The organism is Pantoea cypripedii, assembly GCF_002095535.1.
Lineage (GTDB): Bacteria > Pseudomonadota > Gammaproteobacteria > Enterobacterales > Enterobacteriaceae > Pantoea > Pantoea cypripedii.
This window is the reverse complement of the sequence record NZ_MLJI01000001.1, coordinates 998,114-1,016,052: the sequence shown is the minus strand read 5'-3', so window position 1 is coordinate 1,016,052 and position 17,939 is coordinate 998,114. Positions and strand designations below refer to the sequence as shown.

Genomic DNA, 17,939 nt, shown 5'->3' with positions numbered 1-17,939 from the left:
GAAGAAAATTCATGATGCGATGTTCGTTCTTCAATTCCCTTCAATGGCCGCCCGCGCCAGCGCCATCTGGCTATCTGACAGCGGCAGGTAGCCCGCTTCGCTCACGCGGCGCTGCCCCTGTGGCGACAATACCTGATGCAGGAACGCGGATACCAGCGGTGGCAAAGGTTTGCCCGGCGCTTTGTTAACGTAAATATAAAGAGGACGTGACCACGGATAACGTCCGCTGCGAATAGACTCCGCATCGGGCATCACGCTGTCGCCGCTGGCGGTCACCACCGGTAAGGTTTTTACCCCGCTCAGATGAAAACCAAAGCTGGCATAACCGATGCTGTTGGGCGTCGCCGCTACGGCTTGCACCACGGCTGCGGAACCGGGAAATTCGGACACATCGGCACGAAAATCGCCTTTGCACAGCACCTGCTGCTTGAAGAAACCCCAGGTGCCGGAAGCGGAGTTGCGTCCATAACGCTGGATGCTGCGCGTTTCCCAGCCGGGAAGCTTCAGCCCCACATCGCCCCAGCGCTGTGCAGCCTGCGGTGCACCACATAAACGCGTCACCGAAAACAACGCATCGAGCTGCTGCGGTTCGATGTGCGTCAGCGGGTTGTCCTGATTTACCACCACCACCAGCGCATCCATTGCCACCGGCACTGCCAGCGGCGGGTAGCCATAGCGCGTGGTAAACAGCTGACGCTCATCTGCCTGCATTGGCCGGCTCATCGGACCGAGTTGCGCCGCCCCGGCGGCCAGCGCCGTAGGAGCCGTTGACGATCCTGCTGCCTGCACCTGCACATTCACACCGGGTGACTGGCGGCTGAAATCCTCACCCCACAAGGTCATCAGATAACCGAGGGTATCGGAACCCACACTACTCAGATTGCCAGCCAGCATGGTTTGTTGCCCCTGTGCCAGGACAGAGAACGACAGCAAAATGAACAGCAGCAACGATTTCATGCGGGATTTCCGTGACAGTTATTGCGCCACATTCTCCCGTATCCCACTGGCGACAATCAACCTTGCTGGCAGGATAAAGCTGAAGCTCGTCTCCTGATGCGGCACACTGCTGATCTCAAGCCGCGTATTGTGGTGGCCGAGAGCATGTTTCACGATCGCCAGTCCCAGCCCGCTTCCCCCGGTGGCGCGAGAACGTGCTTTATCCACCCGATAAAAACGTTCAGTGAGACGGGGCAGATGTTCAGCACTGATACCCGGCCCGTTATCGCACACCTTAAACTCCGCGCCCTGCTTACTCCGCAGCCAGCTGATATCAATCCGCGTCCCTTCCGGCGTATGGTTCACCGCGTTGTACACCAGATTGGAGATTGCGCTACGCAGTTGCTCATCATTGCCGAGCACTTTGAGGTGCGGGTCAGTGTGGAAGTGAATCTCGTGTCGCCCCTGGCTGAGGGTTTCCGCCTCACGCTGCAACAGCAGCAGCATGGTTGGCACGTCAACCGTCTCTTTCAGATCAATGGCGGGAGCGGCTTCAATGCGCGATAGCGTCAGCAGTTGTTTCACCAGGCTATCCATACGCCGGGTTTGCTCCTGCATGGTTTGCAACGCTTTGTGGCGGGAACGTTCGTTCATTACCGAATCGTTCATCATTTCGAGATAGCCTTGCAGCACGGTGAGCGGCGTGCGCAGTTCATGGCTGACGTTGGCAAAGAAGCTACGCCGTGCGCCTTCCAGCTGGTGCATTTGCGTGACATCACGCGCCACCATCAACCACTGTCCTTCGCTGTAAGGCATCACGCGAAACTCCATGTGATGTTGATTATTCAGCACCAGGGTCAGGGGTTTGTTGAAATCACGCTGGCGAATATAGCGGGAGAACTCAGGATAACGTAGCAGGTTGAGGATGTTCTGGCCGTTATCTTCCGGCCAGCGCAGACCGAGATGCTGCTGCGCCAGACCGTTACACCAGAAAATGGCGCCCTCTTCCGTGGTCAGCACGACCGCATCCGGCAACGATTCCGCACCACTGCGAAAGCGTTTGATCAGATTGCCCAACTCACGGCGGCGGCGGCGGTTGCGCAGCTGCATTTGATACAGGCCGTAAAACAACGGTTCCCAGCTGGCACGCCCGCCGGGTGGCGTCATGGATCGATCAACCCACAGCCAGTGCGACAGCCGCATCAGGTTCCAGAAGTGCCATAACAGCACGCCCAGTACCGTAGCCAGCAGCAGCCAGGGAAGATAACCAAACAGCAAACCGATAATCAGTGCTGGCAGACAAGCCAGCACCAGCTCGGTCAATAATCTCTTCCAGGAGAGTCGTTCCAGCACGGTATAAACTCCGTTTAGTAGCGGGCAGAGAAACGATACCCTGTTCCGCGTACGGTTTGTACCATGCGGTCGTGGCCGGAGACCTCCAGCGCTTTACGTAAACGACGGATATGCACATCGACAGTACGATCTTCGACATACACATTGGTGCCCCAGACATGGTTCAGCAGCTGTTCGCGGCTGTAAACGCGTTCCGGGTGCGTCATAAAGAAGTGCAGTAGTTTATATTCAGTCGGTCCCATTTCCAGCGGCGTGGTTTCTGACATCACGCGGTGCGATGACGGATCCAGGCTCAGTCCCTGCATCTCAATCACCTCTTCCACCGCCATCGGTGAAATACGGCGCATCACCGCTTTGATACGGGCCATCAGTTCTTTGGGGGAGAAAGGTTTGGTGATGTAATCATCCGCGCCCACTTCCAGACCCCGTACGCGATCTTCCTCTTCACCACGCGCCGTCAGCATCATCACCGGGATATCCCGCGTCATGGCTTCACGCTTCAGGTGTTTGATAAACTGGATACCGCTACCACCAGGTAACATCCAGTCCAGCAAAATCAAATCTGGCCAGGGTTCAATCAGCTTCCCTACTGCGCTGTCATAATCTTCTGCCTCAATCGGCTGGTAATCGTTCTGTTCCAGCACGAAACATAACATTTCACGGATGGGAGCTTCGTCTTCCACAACCAAAATGCGCTTAGCCATTATTACTCCTGCTGATATGACGGCTGTCACTGAGATTTGCGGCGTCATTATGCGTCAGTTTTATGACACTTTTATGAAAAAACCAACGGGTAGCCTGGAGTATAAAAACAGAAATGTGACAGCAGAAACAGGATTTTCAGCGGGTAGCATATGAATATGCTTCTCAGGTAACTATTAAGAAAAAATGATTTTTTTCCCAGCGAAAGTGAACGGCTAATACGCATGTCAGTGACAGCCCCATCCGTATATAATCGCCCAACGCGAAATCTGGCAGGGAGCATCCATGCGCATCATTCATACGGCGGACTGGCATCTGGGCCAGTTCTTTTATAGCAAAAGTCGCGCGGCGGAGCATCAGGCCTTTCTCGACTGGCTGCGCCAGCAAATTGAGCTGCATCAGGTGGATGCGCTGATTATCGCCGGTGACCTGTTTGATACCGGCTCCCCCCCGAGTTATGCCCGTGAAATGTTTAACCGCTTTGTAGTGGCCTTACAGGCCAGCGGTTGCCAGCTGATTGTACTGGCCGGTAATCACGATTCAGTGGCGACGCTGAATGAATCCCGTGAGCTGCTTGCCTGCCTGAATACCCAGGTGATCACCAGCGCGACGCCACACGGCGAGCAGCAGATCCTGACGCTGAAACAGCGTGACGGCTCGCCAGGCGCGGTGCTGTGCGCCATCCCTTATCTGCGTCCGCGCGATATTCTGCGCAGCCAGGCCGGACAATCCGGGCGGGAAAAACAGCTTTCGCTGCTGGAAGCCATCGAGCAACATTATCAGCACTGCTTTGCCGCCGCTGAGGCACAGCGTACGGCATTGGGCGGCCAATTGCCGATTATCGCCACCGGGCATCTCACTACCGTGGGGGTGACTAAAAGTGATTCGGTACGCGATATCTATATCGGCACCCTGGATGCCTTCCCGGCCCAGGCCTTTCCCGCCGCGGATTATATCGCCCTCGGCCATATCCATCGTGCACAACGCATTGCCGACAGCGACCATATTCGCTACAGCGGCTCCCCCATCCCGCTGAGTTTTGATGAGCTGGGCCGCGATAAGAGCGTGTTCCTGCTTGATTTCAGCGTGGGCCTCGATACCGTGACACCGCTGACCATTCCCCTGTTTCAGCCCATGCAAATGCTCAAAGGTTCGCTGGCGGAGATTGAACAACAGCTGGCCGCCTTTAAAACTAACGATGCATCACAACCGGTGTGGCTGGACATTGAAATCACCACCCAGGAACATCTCAGCGATTTGCAACGGCGGATTGAGCAACTGACAGAAGGTTTACCGGTGGAAGTGCTACTGGTACGCCGCAGCCGCGAGCAACGTAGCCGCAGCCTCGCCAGGCTGGATAATGAAACCCTGAGTGAATTGCAGGTTGAAGAGGTGTTTGCCCGTCGTCTGGCGCTGGAAGAAGATCTGGATACGGAACAGGCTGCCCGGCTCACCCAACTGTTTCGCACTACCCTTGCCGCGCTGGAGAATCCTTCTGCATGAAAATCCTGACGCTGCGTTTTAAAAACCTCAACGCCCTGCGCGGTGAGTGGTTTATCGATTTTCGTCGTGAGCCTTTTGCCAGCAATGGCCTGTTCGCCATCACCGGTGCCACCGGGGCGGGTAAAACCACCCTGCTGGATGCTATCTGTCTGGCACTTTATCACCAGACACCCCGCCTCGGCGTGTTGTCACAAACCCAGAACGAACTTATCACCCGCGATGCCAGCGAATGTCTGGCCGAGGTGGAGTTTGAAATCAAAGGTGAAGCCTGGCGCGCCTTCTGGAGCCAGAACCGCGCCCGGGGTCAGGCCGATGGCAAATTGCAGGCTCCGCGTGTTGAACTGGCACGCTGCGCTGATAACCAAATCGTCGCCGATAAAGTCGGTGACAAACTCAGGCTGATTGAAAGCTTATCTGGCCTCGACTTCGCCCGATTTACCCGATCGATGATGTTGTCGCAGGGACAATTTGCTGCCTTCCTCAACGCTAAACCCGGCGAACGCGCCGAACTGCTGGAAGAGCTGACCGGCACCGAGATCTATGGACAAATCTCGATGCAGATTTTTGAGCGTTACAAAACCGCGCGCACCGATCTGGATACCCTGCGCGCCCGTGCCGGTGGCATGGTGCTGCTGGATGACGCCCGGCGGGCAGAGCTGACCACGCAACTGGAACAACTCAGCGCCAGCGAACTGGCGCTCAACCAGCAGCTAACCGCCACCCAGCAACAGCAGCAGTGGTTAACTCAGTCCCGGCAATTGGGCAATGAGCAGCAGCAGGCGCAACAGGCGCTGCAAAACGCAGAAAGTGCCTGGCAGCAGGCGGAACCGGAACGCCAGCGACTGGCACGCGCCGAACCGGCGGAAAAACTGCGCGATAAGCTGCAACAGCGGGAACAGTTGCGCCAGGAACTGGCGGCACTGACGCAGCAATCACAGCAGTTACTGGAGCAGCAGCAACAGGCGCTCGGCGCTCAGCAGCAGGGTGAAGTGCGTTATCAGGCGGCTCAGCAAGCGCGAGATCAGGCGCAGGCCGGACAACAGCAACTGGAAACCTTGCTGACAGAGCAGGTCATCCCGCTTGATCAACAAATCGCCACCCTGCAACAGCAGATCACCGAGCAACAACGTCAGCTAGCCCAGCAGCAACAGCTGCTGCAACAAAGCGCAACCGCACTCAGCCAGCAGCAACAGGAGAGTGAACGCTTACAACAGATCTGGGATGAGCAGCAGCAGTGGCGAGCTGCACAGGCTGGTGTCGCCGACTGGGGCGAGCATCTGTCGCGCTGGCAATCTGACATTGCGCGACTGGATGAGCGCGAGCAGGCAATCGCCCAGTTGAGCAACCAGCAGCAGCAGCAGCGACAGCAGCTCGACCAGCTACAGCAAGCCTTCTCTGCCCGCCAGCATGCGGCGCAGCCAGTGGCAGAGCTGGGGACACAACATGATATCAGTCAGGTGCGTGATGCGCTGACACAGCATCAGGCACAGCGTGCATCCCGTCAGCAGCTATCCTTGCTGGCTGCGCAGTGGCGTTCGCTCCAGCCACAACAGCAACAACGCCAGCAGAAACTGCACGCGTTAACCCAGCAATATCACGCGGAAGAACAGGTTTTACAGGCGCTGCGCGAGGAGTGGAAGCGCATCAATCAAGCGCGAATTGATGTGCAGAAAATCTGTGATTTGGAACTCGCTATCGCCCGGCTGGCGGATGAACGCGCCCGGTTACAGCCGGACCAACCCTGCCCGCTGTGCGGCTCCTGTCAGCATCCGGCTATCGAAGAATATCGGCAGCTGGAACCCGGTGAAAATCAGCAGCGGCTTGTCGCACTGCAAACTCAGGAAACTCAGTTAAAGGAATCCGGCACCGCTAAAGGTGAGCAACAACGCCTGTCGCTGCTGCAACAGCAGGCGTTGCAGCAGGAACTCAAGGATATCGGGCAGCAAATCACCACCTTGACTGAGCAGTGGCAACGACTGATCGGTGAGTTGGCGCTCACCTTTGCGTTGGAGCAGCAGGATGAAGTTACCTGCTGGCAACAGCAGCAGGATCAGCAGGAAAACCAGCTACGGGAATGGCTGGAACATCTGCAACAGCAGCAGCTGGCGCAGCAGCAGATTACCAGCGTCCAGCAGACATTGAACGATCTCAGCCAGCGCAGCGAAACTGAGCGCGCGGCCTGGCAGCAATTAAGCCAGCAACTTGAACAGCAGCTGGCACCGCATCAACTCACCCTGCCCGCCCGTGATAGCCGCGCCAGCTGGCTGGCGGCGTTGCAACAGCGCTGGCAAAAATGGCAGGAGAGTGAGCGGTTACTCACTACCCTGCAACCGCAGCGCGCCACAGCCGACAGTGAATACCATAACCTGCAACAAAACCATGCGCGTGAACAACAGCGGCTGGACACCCTGCAACAAGGACTGAGCGGGCTACAGCAGCAACGGACAGAACAGCAGCAGCAACGCCAGCAGCTGTTTGGCGATCGTCAGGTACAGGCCGAGCGCCAGGCGCAGCAGCAATTGATGCAGCAGTGTGAACGGGAGCTGGCGCAGCAGTTGCAGGCCTGGCAGCAGGCACAAAGCACGCTGCATAGCCTGAATGGGCAACGAGCGCAAATCGACCAGCAACAGCAAACGCTGAGCACGCGGGTACAGGACGCCGAAAGCACCTTCCTCAGTGCATTGCAGAAAAGTGATTTCGCCGACGAGTCGGCACTGCGGGCAGCGCTGCTCGACGAGCATCAGGCGCTGCAACTGCGTCAGCATTTACAGGCGCTGGAGCAACAACGGCAGCAGCAAATTACCCTGACCCAGCAGCTGGAACAGCGGCTAAGCGCGCACCAGCAGCAGCGCCCGGCAGCGCTGAGCGATGAGATGGCGGCGGATATTGATGCGAGGCTTGAAAACCTGCGTATGGCGCTGCGCGACAATGCCCGCCATCAGGGCGAGGCACAGCAACAATTGCAAAGTGACGCCAATCTGCGTCAGCAGCAGCATTCCCTGTTGAGCCAAATCAGCGACAACGAAGCAGAGCTGCAACAGTGGAGCCAGCTCAATGAGTTAATTGGCTCAGCCAAGGGTGACAAATTCCGCCGTTTCGCGCAGGGTCTGACGCTCGATCATCTGGTGTGGCTGGCGAATCGTCAGCTCGATCGTCTGCATGGCCGTTATTTGCTGCAACGCCGCGCCAGCGATGAGCTGGAGCTGGATGTGGTGGATACCTGGCAGGCCGATGCCACCCGCGATACCCGTACCCTGTCAGGCGGCGAGAGTTTTCTGGTGAGTCTGGCACTGGCGCTGGCCCTGTCCGATCTGGTCAGCCATAAAACGCGCATTGAATCGTTATTTCTCGATGAAGGCTTCGGCACGCTGGATGCCGAGACGCTGGATGCCGCGCTCGATGCGCTGGATGCGCTAAATGCCAGTGGCAAAACCATCGGCGTGATCAGCCATGTGGAAGCGATGAAAGAACGCATTCCAGTGCAGATCAAGGTGCGTAAGATGAACGGGCTGGGTTACAGCAAGCTGGAGTTGCCAGGGGAATAAGCCGTCGCGACGTGATTTTCGTGTGGAAGGGAGCGGTTACCCCGCTCCCTTTGCGATCACTTAACGCGCTGCCGTTACCGGACGACGCGGTCCCGCCAGCAGGCCGCCATCTTCGTTTTGCGCCAGCAAACGTGCGCTGGTCACACCAGCAATGGTGTGCGCTTTATCGGTGACATTATTGGCGATTTGTTTCACCGCCGCCGACACCAGGATGCCGATGATGCTACCGTTATTGTTGTTACCATTCTCGCCGTCATTGGCAGTGGCGCTGCCCTGCCACAGTTCCTTACCGGTACGCAGATCCACCAGACGCGCCGATGCCGATACCTTCGTGTTGCTGTCCACCACTAAATAGCTGGTACCGTAATCGGTAATCGAAATATACAGTGCGCTGTCAGCATGGAAAATATCGTGCAGGCGCTGGGTACTTACCGCCTGAATATCATGACCATTGGTCAGACCGTTCTGCTGGAACGTCTCTTCCACCACTGCCACCGGGAACACGTAATAACCCGCTTCCGCCAGGGGCTGCGTCACCAGCGAAGTGAAGCTGTGCGCGGCATTGACGTCCGGCGCTTTGTTTTCCGCTGGCAGCACCAGAATCGAAGCCGGTTTGCTGGCACGAAACGCGCTGTAATCATAAGGTTTTTTATGCGGCGCACAGCCGGTCAGCAGCAACGCAGTAAGAACCGCGAAGCCTGCAATCAGTTTGTTCACTGGGTTGCTCCTTTTTTCTTACTCATCAGAAAATCCATATACGGGGCGGATTCCGGGAATTGCTGCTTCTCCGCAGCAAACTGGCTGAACGCTTTATCCGTCTGGCCGGTCTGGGCATACAGCAGGCCCAGCTGCGCATGCAGACCTGGGGCAACCGGTTTATTCACCGAACGGGCTTTTTCGATATCCAGATTCAGCGCATCAATCTGCTGCATCGGATCTTTATCTTTCTGGTAGTAGCTATAAATCTGCTGCTGGTAGTCGCCCCAGTAGTAAATCGGTTCCGGCCCTTTCGGTGCACAGCCTGCCAGCACGCCCGCAGCAATCAGCGCGGCACTCAGTTTGATCAATTTCATCGGGGATATCCTTATTTCGCCGGACGCCATGCGCCGCTGGTAATGCCGTCAACCAGATGATCGACTGCTTCACGGATCGCCAGATCCATCACTTTGCCGTTCAGCGTCGAGTCGTAGCTGGCGGTGCCGCCAAAACCAATCACTTCGCGTGCGGAAAGCTGGTATTCGCCCGCGCCCTGCGCGCTGTAAACCACTTCTGAGGTGTTGACGTCGACCACATTGAGGTTGACCTTAGCGTAAGCAACCTGAGTTTTACCGCGACCCAGAATGCCCCACAGCTGCTGATCACCCACTTCTTTGCGACCAAACTCGGTGATATCGCCGGTGACGATATAGTTGGCCCCTTTGATGTTTTGCTGGCTGTGCTTAAAGTTCGCTTCCTGCTGCAGCTCTTTCAGGTTGCTGCGTTCCAGCACGTTGAAACGCCCGGTCTGCTGCAAATGGGTGATCAAAATGGTTTTTGACTGATTACCCAGACGATCCACACCATCAGAGAAGATGCCGTTCATATACGACGAACGGTTATCAAACTGACCTACTGCAATCGGGCTACGCACGCCCTGGTACGCCGGTTGGCTGGCGGCCCGCACCTGCGGGGCTTCAATGGCGCGCGAAGACTCAGTGGCACAGCCACTCAGCAGCGCTGCCGATAACAAGGAGAGTGCCGCGAAGGCATATTTTTTTTGCATTTCAGATCCATGAATAAAGAAGAGAAAACCGCACGGGGCGGCAAATTCTGGTTTTTCCGACAGTAAGACGATTGCCATAGCATTCAGAGAGTCGGTCTGTAGACTGTCGGCAGGGCACAATCAGATCTTTAGGGTTAACAACGGCATATTAATGAATTTAATTAATAGAATGGCGGGACTATTGGGCCTGCTAACCATTGGGGTGGTGCTGAGCGCCTGTCAGAATTCCTCATCACAACAACGGGATGAGGCGAGCAATGTCTGCCAGCCGGATAAGTCACCCACGAGTGCATCCTGCAAATGGGCTGATGAAATGCAGTTGAAGCTGGTACATGATTTCCGCGATGCCAGTCATTATGCGGGTCAGCGTTGCCTGGTGCGGCTGGAGTGGGAAAAAAGCGGGCGCTATGCCGTCACCCAGACCCAGGGCGATGAGCCGCTGTGTCTGCGTGCCTGGCAGTTGATTGGTCAGTCGAAAGGATTACCGCCGCCACCCGATCGTGGGCAGCCAGCGTGGTTTGGCTTTGCGCCGCAGCAGGTTAATTTACCAGTCCATCTTGCCGCCATTGGCGCGGACTGATACCAAACCAGCGACGAAACGCGCGTGAAAACGCGCTCACTTCGGAATACCCCAGCAACAGCGCCATTTCGGAAATCGGCAGCTGTTTCTGTTGCAGATAATGGGTGGCCATTTCGCACCGTACCTTGTCCACCAGCGCGGTGAAACTGATGCCCTCTTCGCGTAAACGGCGCTGTAACGACCAGCTCGACAGCCCCATTTTGTCGGCAATTTCCTCCAGCACCGGTTCGCCCTGAATCAGCGACAGATTGACCTGCGAACGCGCCTGCTCCACCACGCTCTGCTGGCTGGCGCTGCTGTTGAGACGGCGGATAGCATCCTGCATCACCATCAGCAGCATCGGATCCTGTTCCGGCATGGTACGTAACAGATCGCGTTTCGGGATCAATAACGAGTTGAAGGGTTGTTCGAACCACACCGGCGCATCGAAAACTTTGCAGTGCTCATGCCACTGCTCCGGGCGCGGATGCTCGAAGTGAACTTCGCGCGGTGCCCAGTTTTTCCCTGCCACATGACGGATCAGATTGAGAAACATGCCGAGCGTCAGCTCCGCATCCTGCCGACGCGACAGAATTGCCCCGTGACGTACCTGATAATCCAGCCGCCAGCAGTCGCCTTTGTCCACCAGGCGCGTCAGGGTGTCGTGCTGGTGCCACGGAAAAGCATTCACCACGTTGTGCAGCGCCTGCTCCAGCGTGGGCGAACATAGGCCGATGTAGCCAATCAGGCCTAATGACTGCGGTTTGAACTGCCTGCCGTAGTGCAAACCGAAGTTATCAAAACCGGAATGTCGCGCCGCTTCTTCCATCACGCGACAATAGTTAACCAGACCCAGACTGAGGGTTGGGCTGGCGAGCAATTCTGAATCAATGCCGCTGATGCCAAAGATGCGATCCACATCACCGCCTTTACCGGTAATGAAGTCGCTCAGGCCAGTGGCCGCTGCCGCCAGCACGCCACGGTTACTGGCACTGGCATGCGCTGACAAGGCGTTGAACGCCTCGGGCTGTCTCATCAGTGAATTCATGCTGACCTCACAGGATACGCAGGAGTGAATCGAATTACCGTATCCAGCAATTTTCGTACCAGGCGGGCAACGCAGAAAAAGAGGCGATTAGGGTGGATAGCGGACGCGGCGAGCACCGTAACAGCGCAGCCACGCCCGCTGATGGTGCATCAGGCCCCGACAGGCAGCTGGCTGTTCTCCAGATAGCGATGACACAGCCGTACTGAATGATCGGCCCAGCGCGGCCCGAGGCTCAGCGCCATTTCGGTTTCCGCATGGGATCCCATCCAGGCGGTAAGTTGAATACGACGCTGGATCAGCAAGGTGGGCACCAGCGCCATTTCCGCATCAGTGATGTGCCCCACCTGCTCGTAGCCGCGGATCCAGTTATCCACCCACTCTTCTGCGCGCGGATGATGCTCGACAAAACTGATCGCCGCCGCCAGATCGTGTAAATACCAGCCGAGGCCGCAGTCATCAAAATCGATCACCCGGGTTTCCCCTTTGTGCAGCAGCAGGTTGGTAAGACGCAGATCGGCATGGATCAAACCATAACGATCCTCACCTTTGCCAAAATCCTGTAACTCCTGCCCCACGCGGGCGATCGCCTGTTGCACAACAGGATGATCGGCCGGGTTCAGATTGGGGGCATCCTGCCAACGTCCCCAATGGCTGTGATCGCTCACCATGGTGTGATGATCCCAGATGATGCGCTGGAAGCCCTGTGGTTTCTGCCAGCGTTTGCTGTGCTGATGCAACCGCGCGGTGATGTGACCGAGCTGCTGGAAGGCTTTGGGATCGACATCGGTGGTCGGCATATCGCCCTCGATCCAGTGAAACAGCACCGCATGGCGTACTTCGCCATCCGGCAGGCGCAGCGACAGCACCGTTTCGCCATCACTGGCCGGGATCGCTTCCGGCACCATGATGCCGGTGTCGCGCAGCGCATCCAGCCACAACAACTCGCTCTGGATATCCGCTTTGCTGTGGTAGTCCGGGCGATGCAGACGTAACGCATAACGTTTGCCACCTGCCAGCACCAGGAAGGTGGCATTTTCAGAACGGCACAGCAGCTTCAGCTCGCCCTGTAGCGCGGCGGGATAGCAAGCCAGCGCCTGTTGCGCCAGCACGGTGGTTTCAGCATTTGTCAGGGTGTCGGATTGTTTGGCACTCATTCATCAGGCTCCAGGGATGACAACAGTGTTATCAGCATGGGATGACGTCGTCCTGACTGCTTGACCGCAGATGACCCAAAGTTGACCGCAGCGTGCATCTGGCACTTTTCTTGCGTCAGAGTTGACCGTGGAGGACAAAACTCACTGCGCCTGCGTCAAGTTTTCCCGTAAGAGGCAGCGGCATTATCCCCTTCACTGTAGCGCAAACGATAAACCGGCGCGGTGAAGTTACCGCACTCAACAAAAACGACGGGGATAAGATTATGACGAGCAAGCTCAAACCCACCCTGGGAACCCTGCATCTTTGGGGTATCGCGGTTGGCCTGGTCATTTCCGGGGAGTATTTCGGCTGGAGTTACGGCTGGGGCGTAGCAGGGACGCTGGGATTTCTCATTACGACGGCGCTGATCGCCACCATGTACACCTGTTTTATTTTCAGCTTCACCGAACTGACTACCGCTATCCCGCATGCCGGTGGTCCGTTTGCCTATAGCCGCCGCGCCTTTGGTGAAACCGGTGGCCTGATTGCCGGTCTGGCAACCCTGATCGAGTTCGTGTTCGCGCCCCCGGCCATCGCCATGGCGATTGGTGCCTATCTCAATGTGCAATACCCGGAACTCAACCCCAAAACCGCTGCGGTCGGGGCTTATGTGGTGTTTATGACGCTGAATATTCTCGGCGTGAAACTGGCAGCGATGTTTGAGCTGGTGGTTACGGTGCTGGCGGTGCTGGAACTGCTGGTGTTTATGGGCGTGGTCTCACCCGGCTTCAGCATTGCCAATTTCGCCGCCAACGGCTGGGCGGGCAGCGAACATTTTGGTATGCCTGCGGTGTCTGGCATTTTTGCCGCCATTCCGTTTGCTATCTGGTTCTTCCTCGCCATTGAAGGGGCGGCGATGGCAGCAGAAGAAGCGAAAGATCCGAAGCGTACCATCCCCAAAGCCTACATCACCGGCATTCTGACCCTGGTGGTTTTAGCGATTGGCGTGATGCTGCTGGCGGGCGGTGCCGGTGACTGGCGCAAACTGTCGGACATCAATGACCCGCTGCCACAGGCGATGAAGATGATCGTCGGCGAAAACTCTAACTGGATGCATATGCTGGTGTGGATCGGCCTGTTCGGCCTGGTTGCCAGCTTCCACGGCATTATTCTGGGCTATTCACGTCAATTCTTTGCGCTGGCGCGTGCCGGTTATCTGCCGCAAAGCCTGGCGAAACTGTCACGCTTTCAGACGCCGCATCGTGCCATTATTGCCGGTGGCCTGATTGGGATTGCGGCAATTTACAGTGACGGCTGGATTAACCTGCAAGGTATGAGCCTGACGGCAGCCATGATCACCATGGCGGTGTTTGGCGCGATTGTGATGTACCTGATGAGCATGCTGAGTTTGTTCAAACTTCGTCGCACCGCGCCGGATTTGGAACGCAGCTTCCGCGCACCGGGCTATCCGATTGTGCCGGGTATCGCGCTGGTGCTGTCGCTGGTGTGTCTGGTGGCGATGCTGTGGTTTAACCCGGTGATTGGCGGCCTGTTTGTGGCGATTATGGCGGTGGGCTATGTCTACTTCCTTGCCACGAAAGCGCAACGCGACAACGCCCCGCAGGATTCAATGCTGGTGGGCGAATAGCAACAACATTACGTAGCGGCGCGATTTATCGCGCTGTTTTTCAGTCAGGAAAAGTGCCCCGGCTAAAAGGCGCGTGATAAATCACGCCGCTACGAGTGAGGATGTCATCCTTAACGCTGGGCTTCGCCGCCTAACGCTTCGACCAGGTTGCTGATCAGCGCAGCCAGTTCGCTGGTCATCAGGATAAAATCGGCATCGAAACGCTGGGCAAAATCATCACGATCGATATCGTCATTCTGCTCACGCAGCGTATCGCTGAATTTCAGACGTTTTACCGATGCGTCATCGGCGATAACCAATTGAATACGCTCCTGCCAGTCGAGCGCCAGTTTGGTTACCACTTTCCCGGCTTCGATATGGGTCGCAATTTCGTCTGACACCAGATCCTGCTTTTTACAGCGGATCACGCCACCGTCTTCCAGCTGCGCTTTCAGCTCGGCTTCATCCATCAGGGCAAAACCGGCAGGCAGTTCACCAGAACGCACCCATTCGGTCAGCGTCATTTCAATCGGTTTTTCCAGCGTCAGCGGCACCACCGGCAGCGACCCCAGGCTTTTACGCAGCAGCGCCAGCGTATCTTCGGCTTTCTTAGCGCTGGCGCAGTCAACGATAATCAGGTTGTTGACGGTGTCGATCCACATAAAGGTCTGGCTGAAGCGGCTAAACGCACGCGGCAGCAAGCTGTGCAGCACTTCATCCTTCAGCGAGTCTTTTTCGGTCTTTTTCAGCTTGCGGCTCTGTTCCGCTTCAAGCTTGTCAATTTTGGCTTCCAGTGCCTGCTTCACCACGGGAGAAGGCAGGATTTTTTGCTCAGTACGTGCACAGATCACAATCTGACCATTAATCACGTGCGTCAGCGCCTCGCTGCGGTTACCCATTGGGGAGACCCAACCGGTTTTAGCCATATCCTGGCTACCACAGGGAGAAAAGGTGAAGGCGTCGAGCTGTTTTTCCAGATCGTCTGCGGACAGCGGGATGTCACGATTCAGACGATAAACCATCATATTTTTAAACCACAACATCGGGATTCCTTACCGGGGGTGCGATCGGACGCACAAGTCTACGAGTCAGCGCGCATGATAGCGAAACATCGAATGGGTTTCATTGCCTTTACCCAAACGGCCTTCTACTGTATCTCTCACCAGAACGAATAATGAGGAATAAAACGTGCGTATTGGTATCGATTTAGGTGGCACCAAAATTGAAGTAATTGCGCTGTCAGACCAGGGGCAGGAGTTGTTTCGGCACCGCGTGAATACCCCGCGTGATGACTATGGTGCGACGGTTCAGGCGATTGTCGATCTGGTGCAGCTGGCGGAAGAAAAAACCGGGCAGCGGGGTACGGTCGGACTGGGCATCCCAGGCACCATTTCGCCCTATACCCAACGGGTGAAAAATGCCAATTCCACCTGGCTGAACGGGCAACCACTGGATAAGGATCTGGCACAGGCGCTGAATCGTGACGTGCGAATCGCTAACGACGCGAATTGTCTGGCGGTGTCCGAAGCGGTGGACGGTGCTGGTGCAGGACAGCCGCTGGTGTTTGCGGTGATTATCGGCACCGGCTCGGGAGCGGGGGTGGCGATAAACGGTGAGTCGCGCATCGGCGGCAACGGCAATGCCGGTGAATGGGGCCATAATCCGCTGCCGTGGATGGATGAAGATGAGCTGCGTTATCGCGCAGAAGTGCCGTGTTATTGCGGCTTGCAGGGCTGCATCGAGACCTTTGTATCCGGCACCGGGTTTGCCATCGATTATCAGCGTCTGAGCGGACAAGCGCTGAAAGGGGCAGAGATCATTAAGCTGATAGAACAGCAGGACCCGGTGGCTGAGCTGGCGATGCACCGTTACGAAATGCGTCTGGCAAAATCGCTGGCTCAGGTGGTGAATTTGCTCGACCCGGATGTCATTGTGCTGGGTGGTGGCATGAGTAATAACGATCGGTTGTATCAGACCGTACCGACGCTGATGAAACAGTGGGTCTTTGGTCGGGAGTGCGAAACACCGGTACTCAAAGCGGTGCATGGCGATTCCAGCGGTGTACGTGGTGCCGCCTGGTTATGGCCATTAAAAGAATAAAGGCGGAGCTGTGACGTAGCGGCGCGATTTATCACGCGTTTTTAACGCATAGCGCAGGAAATCGCACATTTCTTTCCGATATCGCGCACGAAACAGCGCGATAAATCGCGCCGCTACGAGTCCGTTCAGTTCAATAAAAACGTTGATGCCTCTAATAGTCAGGTTCGTCCTCCACATACAGCGGATTTATTTTCCTGCCTGCATGATCAACAAGGATGGTCTTTTGCTCGCTTGCAATAGCCAGCATAATTTCATCACGCAGGCTATGGTAATAGTCGCCTACATCATCGACACGAGGGAGATATAAAAGACTGCCTTCATTAATAGTTTCCATCACACCATTGAGGCCATCTATTTTCTCTCTGAGCTTCTTATAGCGTGCATAATGATACGCCTGACTTTCTTCAAAAATACGAGCACATTCTTTTATTTCTTTTTTCAGATCCTCCAGGAATTGATCATCAGAATCTCGGACCGATAATTTTCTATTCCTGTCATTCTCCATTTTCAAATGGTCAGCATGAGTAAAAGGAATGACAAAACTCTCATACTTGCTTGTCGGGACTTCATTTTTAAGAATGGTTCCGATGACAGCGGGTGGTTTAGCATTTTTACAAAGATAATGATTACTCATCTGCGCTCTTAGCGTAAAACCAGAAGGGTTTGGCCTTCTTATCTCATTCTTCCTCGCACGATCTTCATCAAATTGGTTATAGAAATTATCTATTTTTACCTGTAAATCCTCTGCTTTTCTGTCCTTTGCCGTTTTGATAATGACAACCGGTTCGAGTGGGATGGGTGGCCTGGAGGGTTCTTCACTGTCGGAAAGAATGTCGCACCCGGAGTCACTTCCGGACAACGAAGAAGTCTCTTCGATATCCTTCGGCAACGTTTGATACTCAGGCGCTGGGTCCGGTTTCGGTGGTGTCAGATGTTCAGAAGCAGGCTCCGGTAACGTTTGATACTCTGACTCTGACTCAGGCTCCGGCAACGTTTGACGCTCTGGCTCAGGCGTCGGTGACGCTGGATGCTCAGAAACAGGTTCTGGCACTGTTCTGCATTCAGAATCAAATGGCCAGCTCCGGTAATTCCCGGAAGGATTTCTTCCTGTTTCCAGTGAAGTCATTATTGCTTCCAGCGTTGTATCATCGGGATACTTATTTGATTTACTAATCGCACGAACAAACTGCCCTAACCCAGAAACACATCCCGCGTCCTGGGTCACTTTTTTTGGTTCTGGCACAGAATTCGTCTGCACGGATTTAGCCGCAACGTCCACTGGTGAATAGCTACCAAACTTATTCAATCTGAGATTGAGAATATTTAACTTTCCGCTAAAAGGTGAAACAAAACCTCTTGTTAGTTTAACCGGTGCAGGTTTGACAACAGGTTCAGAAAGTGGCGGCACCGCCTCCCCAAACCACCGTTTATTTGCCGCAGGTAATTCATTCAGACTGACACGAGAATTAACCTGATACTTCAATGAATCCGGTCGTTCCTTACATGCTGAACAAAAAACATGGGAAATAAAACCAGCCAGTGACGGTGATGACTCAGAATAATCTTTACCAGAATGAATAACAGGCTCCGGTAAAATTGGTGCAGAATATATTCGACCAATCGACATATTAACCTCCTTTTTAGAATCATTATTCAGCGAGCGAATTCAT

General features: G+C 55.5%; 15 protein-coding genes. 5 read left to right on the top strand and 10 right to left on the bottom strand.

The genetic code is table 11. From position 1 onward, the window contains the following. Nucleotides 1-30: 30 nt before the first annotated feature. Genes HA50_RS04540 through phoB form a run of 3 tightly spaced genes read right to left on the bottom strand, consistent with a single transcriptional unit; the run spans nucleotide 31 to nucleotide 2,993 of the window. The gene (locus HA50_RS04540) at nucleotides 31-957 is read right to left on the bottom strand and encodes a PstS family phosphate ABC transporter substrate-binding protein (RefSeq protein WP_084873075.1); all 927 of its coding nucleotides are present in this window, start codon (nucleotides 955-957) and stop codon (nucleotides 31-33) included. 18 nt (nucleotides 958-975) lie between these two features. Further along, the gene (phoR, locus tag HA50_RS04535; protein ID WP_084873073.1) at nucleotides 976-2,289 is read right to left on the bottom strand and encodes a phosphate regulon sensor histidine kinase PhoR; all 1,314 of its coding nucleotides are present in this window, start codon (nucleotides 2,287-2,289) and stop codon (nucleotides 976-978) included. Between the two features lie 14 nt (nucleotides 2,290-2,303). Continuing rightward, nucleotides 2,304-2,993 carry a phosphate response regulator transcription factor PhoB gene (gene phoB / locus HA50_RS04530; RefSeq protein ID WP_003852491.1) on the bottom strand — a complete coding sequence of 230 codons (690 nt, stop codon included), beginning with the start codon at nucleotides 2,991-2,993 and terminating at the stop codon, nucleotides 2,304-2,306. A 283-nt stretch (nucleotides 2,994-3,276) separates the two neighbouring features. Here phoB and sbcD point away from each other — a divergent pair, with 283 nt between their 5' ends. Further along, entirely contained in the window at nucleotides 3,277-4,494 is a 1,218-nt protein-coding gene (sbcD, locus tag HA50_RS04525) for an exonuclease subunit SbcD (protein ID WP_084873071.1), read from the top strand. Then, nucleotides 4,491-8,039, top strand: a complete 3,549-nt coding sequence (locus HA50_RS04520) for an AAA family ATPase (RefSeq protein WP_084873069.1) — start codon at nucleotides 4,491-4,493, stop codon at nucleotides 8,037-8,039. Before sbcD ends, HA50_RS04520 begins: the two co-directional genes overlap by 4 nt. Nucleotides 8,040-8,099: 60 nt before the next feature. Here the strand turns inward: HA50_RS04520 and HA50_RS04515 are convergent, their stop codons facing one another. The 3 genes from HA50_RS04515 to HA50_RS04505 are packed head-to-tail and all read right to left on the bottom strand — an operon-like array spanning nucleotide 8,100 to nucleotide 9,801. Next, nucleotides 8,100-8,756 carry a DUF799 domain-containing protein gene (locus HA50_RS04515; protein ID WP_084873067.1) on the bottom strand — a complete coding sequence of 219 codons (657 nt, stop codon included), beginning with the start codon at nucleotides 8,754-8,756 and terminating at the stop codon, nucleotides 8,100-8,102. Beyond that, nucleotides 8,753-9,112 carry a DUF4810 domain-containing protein gene (locus tag HA50_RS04510; RefSeq protein ID WP_084873065.1) on the bottom strand — a complete coding sequence of 120 codons (360 nt, stop codon included), beginning with the start codon at nucleotides 9,110-9,112 and terminating at the stop codon, nucleotides 8,753-8,755. Before HA50_RS04510 ends, HA50_RS04515 begins: the two co-directional genes overlap by 4 nt. Before the next feature lie 11 nt (nucleotides 9,113-9,123). Further along, the gene (locus HA50_RS04505) at nucleotides 9,124-9,801 is read right to left on the bottom strand and encodes a CsgG/HfaB family protein (protein ID WP_084878330.1); all 678 of its coding nucleotides are present in this window, start codon (nucleotides 9,799-9,801) and stop codon (nucleotides 9,124-9,126) included. A 151-nt stretch (nucleotides 9,802-9,952) separates the two neighbouring features. Between HA50_RS04505 and HA50_RS04500 the strand changes: the two genes are divergently transcribed. Beyond that, nucleotides 9,953-10,381, top strand: coding sequence for a cell envelope integrity TolA C-terminal domain-containing protein (locus tag HA50_RS04500; RefSeq protein WP_084873063.1), 429 nt, complete (start codon nucleotides 9,953-9,955; stop codon nucleotides 10,379-10,381). Here the strand turns inward: HA50_RS04500 and qhpR are convergent. Beyond that, entirely contained in the window at nucleotides 10,341-11,396 is a 1,056-nt protein-coding gene (qhpR, locus tag HA50_RS04495) for an AraC-like transcriptional regulator QhpR (protein WP_084873061.1), read from the bottom strand. The two genes, HA50_RS04500 and qhpR, sit on opposite strands and share 41 nt — an antisense overlap. Before the next feature lie 161 nt (nucleotides 11,397-11,557). Further along, the gene (locus HA50_RS04490) at nucleotides 11,558-12,562 is read right to left on the bottom strand and encodes a phosphotransferase enzyme family protein (protein WP_084873059.1); all 1,005 of its coding nucleotides are present in this window, start codon (nucleotides 12,560-12,562) and stop codon (nucleotides 11,558-11,560) included. A 263-nt stretch (nucleotides 12,563-12,825) separates the two neighbouring features. Between HA50_RS04490 and eat the strand changes: the two genes are divergently transcribed. Beyond that, nucleotides 12,826-14,190, top strand: coding sequence for an ethanolamine permease (gene eat, locus HA50_RS04485; protein WP_084873057.1), 1,365 nt, complete (start codon nucleotides 12,826-12,828; stop codon nucleotides 14,188-14,190). 110 nt (nucleotides 14,191-14,300) lie between these two features. Here eat and rdgC read toward each other — a convergent pair whose 3' ends face one another. After that, on the bottom strand, nucleotides 14,301-15,212 hold the full coding sequence (gene rdgC, locus HA50_RS04480; protein ID WP_084873055.1) for a recombination-associated protein RdgC: 912 nt from the start codon (nucleotides 15,210-15,212) through the stop codon (nucleotides 14,301-14,303). 145 nt (nucleotides 15,213-15,357) lie between these two features. On the opposite strand from rdgC, the gene mak reads away from it, so the two are divergent. Next, entirely contained in the window at nucleotides 15,358-16,269 is a 912-nt protein-coding gene (mak, locus tag HA50_RS04475; protein ID WP_084873053.1) for a fructokinase, read from the top strand. 151 nt (nucleotides 16,270-16,420) lie between these two features. Here mak and HA50_RS30970 read toward each other — a convergent pair whose 3' ends face one another. After that, entirely contained in the window at nucleotides 16,421-17,896 is a 1,476-nt protein-coding gene (locus tag HA50_RS30970; protein ID WP_139810895.1) for a hypothetical protein, read from the bottom strand. Nucleotides 17,897-17,939 lie beyond the last annotated feature (43 nt).